The sequence below is a fragment of the Protofrankia sp. CiP1_Cm_nod3 genome (genome assembly GCF_982290655.1).
In genome coordinates this window covers 23,805-26,765 of record NZ_CEVIVD010000060.1, presented here as the reverse complement: position 1 = coordinate 26,765, position 2,961 = coordinate 23,805, and the positions used below count along the sequence as shown (strand labels likewise).

At 70.3% G+C, this 2,961-nt stretch carries 2 protein-coding genes; both read left to right on the top strand.

What is annotated here, in order from left to right; genetic code table 11:
• The first annotated feature begins 417 nt into the window (after positions 1-417).
• The gene (locus AC5LUJ_RS13480; RefSeq protein WP_493465030.1) at positions 418-1,677 is read left to right on the top strand and encodes an ROK family protein; all 1,260 of its coding nucleotides are present in this window, start codon (positions 418-420) and stop codon (positions 1,675-1,677) included.
• Between the two features lie 365 nt (positions 1,678-2,042).
• Positions 2,043-2,961 (top strand): TauD/TfdA dioxygenase family protein (locus AC5LUJ_RS13475; RefSeq protein WP_493465029.1); only part of this gene is annotated, 919 nt, incomplete at its 3' end.

Below are 2,961 nucleotides of genomic sequence, written 5' to 3'. Positions count from 1 at the left end.
GATGGGGATGGGGCGGGTGTTCCCCATCGGCCTGGTTGACAACCATTCGGGTGTTGCCTAGCGTCGAGGGTATGAGCCGGCATACCTATCTGGTCTGCCGCGCGCACGTCGACCTCCGTCGCGTGGCGAGCGCGCTCTGTCCATCCGCCTGATGCCGCCGCTGGATTCCCAGCGTGCCCAGGCCGTCCGGATACATGTACTCCTTCTTCATCCCGGGCTCCGCTGTTTCCCTGCTGGCAGGCGGCATCGAGAGGGGTGTCAGCCCTGACCAGGGCCTCGGGCCCCATCAGATTGATCATTTGCGGGACGGGCGACGTGGGTCCGTGTGTCCGCCCACCACGTGGGCCGTGACGACGTCCGCGCATCCGCGGCCCTGCCGAGTCCGCATGCAGCACCGCAGCCGCGAGGAGGTCAGCCATGCCGGCACGCAACCAGTCCCTGGCGTCGTCCATGACCGCGGTCCGCCCGGACCCGACCGGCACCGCCGCGGTGGTGCTGCGCGCCGTGTTGGATCACGGGCCGGTGGCGCGTACCCTCATCGGCCGCGCGACCGGGCTGAGCCCGGCCGTGGTGTCGCGGCAGACCGCTGACCTGATCTCCCTCGGGCTGCTGCGCGAGCTGCCGGCGCTGTCCAGCCCGCCGCGCGCCGGCCGGCCGTTCGTCCCCCTGGACATCGACACCCAGCGTCACCTCGCCTGCGGGGTGCACATCGCCGTCCCCAGCATCACCTTCGGCCTGGTGGACCTGCGCGGCCAGGTGGTGGCCCACGAGAGCGTGCCGCACCAGGGCGACGCGCACGAGGTGCTGCGGCAGATCAGCCAGTATCTTCCCGGCTTCGTGGCACGGCACGCCCGGGGCACCCGGCTGCTCGGGCTGGGGGTGGTCACCGGCGGATGGGTGGACCCGCAGCGTGGGGTCATCGTCGAGCACGGGCTGCTGGGGTGGCGTGACGTGCCGGTCCGCCAGGTGCTCGCCGAGACGACCGGCCTGCCCGTCCATGTGGACGGCCATGCCCGTGCGCTGGCGCAGGCGGAGATCATGTTCGGGGATCCGCGGGCCCGGCGCAGCCTGGTGCACCTGTTCGTCGGGAACGTCGTCGACGCGGCGATCGCCACTGGCGGCGAGGTGCACTGGGGCCCGCACGCCGGCGCCGGGGACGTCGCCCACCTGCCGCTGGCGGACAGTTCGGTGCGCTGCCCCTGCGGGCGGTCCGGCTGTGTGCAGGCCGCCATTTCGGAACGGGTCCTGCTGGAGCGGGCGGTCCGGGAAGGGATGATCGAGAAGCCCGACCTGTGTCTTCTGCTGGACGCGGCCCGCCGTGGCAACCAGCGCGTACTGGCGCTCTTCCGGGAGCGGCTGCGCGTCATCGGCCGGCTGGTGGCCCTGCTGCTGGACATGATCGATCCGGAGGTGCTGGTACTCACCGAGGCTGTCGCGATCTTCCTGCCGGACCTGCTGCCCGACCTGTACGAGCAGATCGCGGCGCACTCACGGGTGTGCGCCAGCCCCGAACGCACCGTGCTGCCCACCCGTTTCGGCCCGCGCACCCTTGCCGTCGCGGCGAGCGCGACCGTGCTGGACGCCGTCCACCGCAGCCCACGCAGCCTGTGCCCGGCCCCGGCCCCGGCCCCGGCCCGGGCCGGAGCCGGAGCGGGAGCCGGACGGCTGCCCGGCTGAGTTATTTTCACTCGAACGGTAAACATTGACCCGGCTGGCCGGCGGCATGATTATCGAAACATGAGCGACATCGGGTACACCGCGTCCCGGCGTACATCTCATGAATGTACGCCGCCGGCGTGCGCATCGTGCCGGTGCGCATTGCCCGGGTGTGCTGACCGTGTCGCCCGTCGCTGTTCTCCCGCATTACGCGACGTGCTGGCCCTGATTCTTTCGTAGGCGTCGGGGCCGTGGTTCCGTGGCGTTCTTCCGAGTGATTCAGGGCCCGCCGCGGGCTGCCGCCGCCGTTTGCTGTGCCACTCGTATCCCAGCTGTATGCCGGTGGCCGGCTGTTCTTTCCGCCAACCAGTCTGGAGCACGCAGCGATGACAAGTACCGTCCAGCGGCTGGGTATCGACGTCCGGCCGCTTTCCGGGCACACCGGAGCCGAGATTCACGGCGTCGACCTGAGCCAGCGGCCCGACGACGCCACGATCGCCGAGATCCGTTCCGCCCTGCTGCGCTGGAAGGTCGTGTTCTTCCGCGACCAGTCCATCGGCCACGCCGAGCAGATCGCCTTCGGCGCCAGGTTCGGTAAGATCACTCCCGCCCATCCGCACGAGGACGCCCCGCCCGAGGGCTTCCCGCAGATCCTGCCGATCGACAGCCGCCGTTACGAGAAGAAGTTCGGCAAGCGGAAGGTCACCTATGACAACGGCTGGCACACCGATGTCACGGCGCTGGTGAACCCGCCGGCCGGGTCGATCCTGCGCGCCGACATTGTCCCCCCGTACGGCGGTGACACCGCCTGGACGAATCTGGTCGCGGCTTACGAGGGCCTTCCGGAAGAACTGCGCAGGCTCGCCGACGGGCTACGGGCCAAGCACAGCTTCAGCCCCCGCCTGCTGGCCGGGACCCCCTACGGGGAGAAGATCGCGTCGAATCCGCTGGTGGCGGTGCACCCGGTGGTCCGGGTGCACCCGGAAACGGGTGAGCGGGCGCTTTTCGTCAGCCCGAGCTTCACCTCCGGGGAGAACGAGATCATCGGGTTCTCCCCGCGGCAGAGCCACCGGATTCTCGAGCTCTTCTACGAGCAGATCGCCCGGCCCGAGTACACGGTGCGGTTCCGCTGGAGCCCGGGTGACGTCGCTTTCTGGGACAACCGGGCGACCGCGCATCTGGGCCCGTCCGACCTGGGCCACCTCGACTTCGACCGCGTGCTGTACCGGATCACCCTGGAAGGGGACATCCCGGTCGGGGTCGACGGGCGGCAGTCGGAACCCGTGGCCGGGCAGCCCTTCCTCG